This window comes from Iamia sp., from assembly GCF_035575815.1.
Lineage (GTDB): Bacteria > Actinomycetota > Acidimicrobiia > Acidimicrobiales > Iamiaceae > Iamia.
On record NZ_DATLXO010000191.1, the window covers coordinates 1 to 4243 of the forward strand.

Below are 4243 nucleotides of genomic sequence, written 5' to 3' on the forward strand. Positions count from 1 at the left end.
AGCACGACGCTGATCTCTTCGCGTTCGGGCAACGACAACGGCGCGCCTGGCATCCTGGGGTCTCCAACGGTCGGTGGGCGTCAACAGCACCGGTCATCATGACCGGGACCGTGCACCGACCGTTGGAACTGGCCGTCCCGCCCGGAGAGGACGGCCGCGAAGTCATCGCGTTGGACCTCGCCGCGCAGGTCCGCCAAGTCAGCAGCACGACCGAGCCAACGGCCCGGCTCCTCCCCGCTGTCGGCGTAGTAACGGGATGGTCCCTCGATGCCGCCCCGTGTCGGGCCGCCCCGTGTCGGGCCGTCCGGTGAGTGACCCGTGAGAGCCTTCGGCTGGAGGTAACGAACGATGCCGTCGACCACTCGCCCTACATCTCTCCGGGCACCGCCCAGCGGGGTGACGGTGAACCTCACGAAACGGTCCTCGCACGACCGCCCACAGGTTTCCCGAAGGGGAACCTGCAAGTGTGTGATCTCCGGATCTGCCCTTCAGGGGCGACGTGGACGGCTGGGTCGACGGGCTTTCCGGGGTGGCCGTGGCGGCGCTGGAGGCTCATCGGCTGATCACCGGCGAGCTGCGGTGGGGGGCCGGTGGCTGCTGGAGGCGGTCGAGGCGTTCGGTGATGGTCGGCGGTGCTTGAGTTGGCGCTGCGGGAGTGCGAGCGAGCTGGTCGATGTGTTCGGTGAGGAGCCGGTCGTGGGCCCGATGGGACCAGTCGGGTAGCTGGGCCAGCCGGTGGCGATCGAGTGGTGGGACCTCGGTGTAGACCCGCAGCGCCCGCCCCGGCTCGGTCCAGTCGGCGAGGCCGAAGCGGGTGGTGCGGTCGAGGGCGTGTTGCAGACGGCTGTTGGCCCCGGTGCCCCGGCCCAGGCCGAGGGAGCGGGCCAGTTCACCGGCGGGGATGCGGGCCGGTTCGTGGTCGGCCCACAGCACCGGGAGGCGGCGAAGGACGGCAACACCGCTCGGTCCCAGCACCGCGCCCCAGCACTGCTCCACATACGGGTGATTCAGGCTGAAGCCGGCGTGGCGCACCTTTGGGTCGGGGTGGTCCGCGGCGGCGAACTCAAGGTCATAGGGGGCACGCTCCATGGCTCTCTAGGCCTGCGAGGTGACGGCGGTGTCGCGAGATGGTTTCCGCTGGGGGCCCCGGTGCTTCAACCGGAACCGTTCCGGGACCCGCCAACCCCTCTCGGGGGTGCCGAGCACGCGCCGCGCCCCGGAGCCCGTACGGGCATCGCCTCGGGACGGTCACCGTGCCGTCTCGGCGCTGAGGCGGTTGCGAGGCTCCGAGCGATGCGTCGAGGCCCCCACAGCGCGTGTGCGACGCGACCGGTGCCCCCCGGTCCGTCGTTGCCTTGGCGCATCCGAGCTCGGCGCACCAGGCGCGAGGAACTTGACCGGGCACCGGTTCGGGACCCTGGGCTTGAGGTGCCTGAGATTCTCAGCGCGCCGGAATCGCAACCGGAACCTGACCGGGACGTGCGTCGCGGATCGTCTCCGTGTCCATCTGACACGAGGAGATCTCCAATGGAACCGATCCTGGGACAGCTCGATCGCGAGTGGGCTGAGCTCGCCACCTCACCTCGGGGGCGGCGGGCGCTCACCCGCTGGGCTCAACTCCACCCGGTCCTGGAGGGACTGGCCGACCTCGACGCGTTGCTGGAGGCGAGACGGGACCCGAACCGGGCGCCGGCGCTTCTCGCCGCGTTGGCGGGCCTTGCTCCCGATGACCAGCTCGCCGCCCGAACGCTCCTGCAATCGATGGTGCCTGGCCTTATCCACTTGGCTCGCTCGACCGGCAACGACGACCCCGCCGCCCTGGTCGAGCTGGTGTCGCTCGCGTGGGAACGGATCCGCACCTACCCCCGGACGCGGCACGGCTCGGTGGCGGCCAACGTGTTGCTCGACACCCGCAAGAGGTACCGCCAGCACCGCCTCATCGAGGCGCCGACATCTTCGCTCCCGATCGACACCGACCCTGTTGATGGCCACTCATCACCGGAGCAGGTGGTCCTGGGTCGACTGTTGATCGAGGACCTAGACCGGGCCCGCCGACAAGGGGCCATCTCGGCGCCGATGCTCCGGGTCATTCTCCGCACCCGGGTCGGGGGCGAACGGCTGGCCGAGGTCGCGGCCGAACACGACGTCGAGCCCCGTGTGTTGTGCCAGCAACGGTGGCGCGCCGAACTCCGACTCCGCCACCTTCCGCTGGCCTCGTGACCCTCCAGATGCCGGGTGAACAGGAAGAACACCTAGGAGGCGTGGAGCCAGACCTTCTCGGGTATCGCTAGGTCGGGTTTCCGTGACCACGGAGCTTCGGTCTCGTCAGCCTGACCGTCACCGGGCCGACCGTCGCAAAACCAACGGTGACGGCTCTCGCCGTGCCCGCTCCGACGAGGAGACCCCATGCTTGACGAGCGACGACCGATCGCCGACCCGACTGCCACTGCCGGTCCTTCGACGGCTCATAGGTTGGCGGAAGCCGATGGCACCGGTGAGCGGGGCGAGCGGTGAGCGTCGTGTCGGTGGCGTCATTGCGCGGAGCCCCGGGGGTGACGACCACGGCGCTGATGACCGCCGCCGCGCTCCGAGGCTCGGCGCTGGTCGAAGCCGACCTCTCCGGCGGGGTACTGGCCTCGGTGTTGGAGAGGATCAGCGTGGGGATGGGCTGGCGCACCGACGCCGAGGTGATGGCGACGACGCGGCCCCAGCCCCGCGCCGCCATGGGCGGAACCGCGGCATGGCACATGGCGACGGTCGAGAGCAGGTTGAGCGACAGGGCGGGGAGGTAGGCCTCGAGCGGGGTGGTGGCGAAGGTGCCCGATGGGGGGCCGCCGGCGTTGGCGACGAGGATGTCGACCCGGCCCAGGGCGTCGACGGCCTGGGCGACGAAGTCGGTGGCGCCCTCGGGCGAGGACACATCGGCGACGAGGGGCACCGCGCCTTCGCCGATGCGGGCCGCCGCCCGCTCGACCCGGGCTCGGTCGCGGCCGCAGATCGCCACGGTGACGCCCTCGCGGGCCAGGGCCCGGGCGGCCTCGAGGCCGAGCCCGGCCGACGCGGCGGCGACGGCGGCTGTCCTGGTCGAGAGCCCGAGGTCCACGGCGCCCGACTGTACCGCCGATCCCGGGGGTGCGGACTGGGCGCGAGGGCCGCGTAGGGTCGCCGTCCATGGATCCGGCGCCGTTCCTCGGCCTCCAGACCACCCACAACCCGCACCGGTGGTACCTGCCGGTCGAACCCCACCTGTGCACCGGCCACGGGTTCCTCTTCGGCGGCTGCGGCCTCGGTGCCGCCATTCAGGCCCTCGAGGCGACGACGGGTCGGCCCCTCGTGTGGGGCACCGCCCAGTACCTCTCCTACGCCCGACCGCCGTCGGTGATGGACATCGACGTCACCGTCCCGGTCGACGGCAAGACCGTGAGCCAGGCCCGGGCCGTCGCCCGGGTGGGCGACACCGAGGTGCTCACCGTCAACGCCGCCCTCGGCGACCGTGACCTGGCCGTCCGAGGGCAGTTCGCCACCATGCCCGACGTGCCCCCGCCCGAGGACTGCGACCTGCGGCCGTCGCGCCTCGACGACTCCCACGAGTCGATCATGCGTCGCATCGAGCTCCGCCTGGCCCGCGGCCGCCAGATGGACCGCTTCGACGCCACGCCGCTGCCCGGCGGGCGTTCCGCGCTGTGGGCCCGGATGGCGGACCTGCCCGAGACCACCGCGGCCAAGCTCGCGGTGCTCGGCGACTACGTCCCGTTCGGCACCAGCCAGGCCCTGGGTCGCCACGTCGGCGGCAACAGCCTCGACAACACGCTGCGGGTGGTGCGCCTGGTGCCGAGCGAGTGGATCCTCGTCGACATCGAGGTGCACGCCCTCGACCGGGGCTTCGGCCACGGCCTCGTCCACCTGTGGGCCGACGACGGCACCCTGCTGGCGACAGCCAGCCAGTCCACCATCGCCCGGGAGTGGGACGACCAGCGGTAGGCGCACTGAGGGCCCCTACGATCCGGCGATGGCCCTGCCCCCACCGTCGGACGCCGGCACCTGCATCGTCACCGGCGCCTCGTCGGGCATCGGGGCCGAGATCGCCCGGGACCTCGCTCGCAGGGGCCGGGGCGTCACCCTGGTGGCCCGGCGGGGCGACGAGATGCGGGCCCTGGCGGCCGACCTGGTCGCCGCCCACGGCGTGCGGGCCGAGGTGGTCGAGGCCGACCTGGCCGACCCCGACAGCCGGGCCGCTCTGCCC

Annotated in this window: 6 protein-coding genes; 3 read left to right on the forward strand and 3 right to left on the reverse strand. The window is 72.1% G+C overall.

Annotation, left to right across the window (positions count from 1 at the left end; all coding sequences use genetic code 11):
* Positions 1-80: 80 nt before the first annotated feature.
* Both VNL12_RS21325 and VNL12_RS19340 read right to left on the reverse strand, forming a co-directional pair.
* A complete protein-coding gene (locus VNL12_RS21325) occupies positions 81-413 on the reverse strand; it encodes a relaxase domain-containing protein (RefSeq protein WP_414654942.1) in 333 nt (110 codons plus the stop codon).
* Positions 414-552: 139 nt separating this feature from the next.
* Positions 553-1089, reverse strand: coding sequence for a hypothetical protein (locus tag VNL12_RS19340; RefSeq protein WP_325596784.1), 537 nt, complete (start codon positions 1087-1089; stop codon positions 553-555).
* Between the two features lie 438 nt (positions 1090-1527).
* Between VNL12_RS19340 and VNL12_RS19345 the strand changes: the two genes are divergently transcribed.
* Positions 1528-2220, forward strand: coding sequence for a hypothetical protein (locus VNL12_RS19345; RefSeq protein WP_325596786.1), 693 nt, complete (start codon positions 1528-1530; stop codon positions 2218-2220).
* A 67-nt stretch (positions 2221-2287) separates the two neighbouring features.
* On the opposite strand, the gene VNL12_RS19350 is transcribed toward VNL12_RS19345, so the two are convergent.
* Positions 2288-3103: an SDR family NAD(P)-dependent oxidoreductase gene (locus VNL12_RS19350; protein WP_325596788.1), complete on the reverse strand. Its 816-nt coding sequence runs from the start codon at positions 3101-3103 to the stop codon at positions 2288-2290.
* A gap of 68 nt (positions 3104-3171) precedes the next feature.
* Here VNL12_RS19350 and VNL12_RS19355 point away from each other — a divergent pair, with 68 nt between their 5' ends.
* Positions 3172-3981 carry an acyl-CoA thioesterase gene (locus tag VNL12_RS19355; protein ID WP_325596790.1) on the forward strand — a complete coding sequence of 270 codons (810 nt, stop codon included), beginning with the start codon at positions 3172-3174 and terminating at the stop codon, positions 3979-3981.
* A 28-nt stretch (positions 3982-4009) separates the two neighbouring features.
* A partial coding sequence (locus tag VNL12_RS19360; protein ID WP_325596791.1) for an SDR family NAD(P)-dependent oxidoreductase occupies positions 4010-4243 on the forward strand: 234 nt, incomplete at its 3' end.

Excerpts from the sequence above, each read along its gene's own strand:
- VNL12_RS19345 (WP_325596786.1), top strand. The coding sequence starts at position 1,528 with ATGGAACCGATCCTGGGACAGCTCGATCGCGAGTGGGCTGAGCTCGCC.
- VNL12_RS19340 (WP_325596784.1), bottom strand. The coding sequence starts at position 1,089 with ATGGAGCGTGCCCCCTATGACCTTGAGTTCGCCGCCGCGGACCACCCC.
- VNL12_RS19355 (WP_325596790.1), top strand. The coding sequence starts at position 3,172 with ATGGATCCGGCGCCGTTCCTCGGCCTCCAGACCACCCACAACCCGCAC.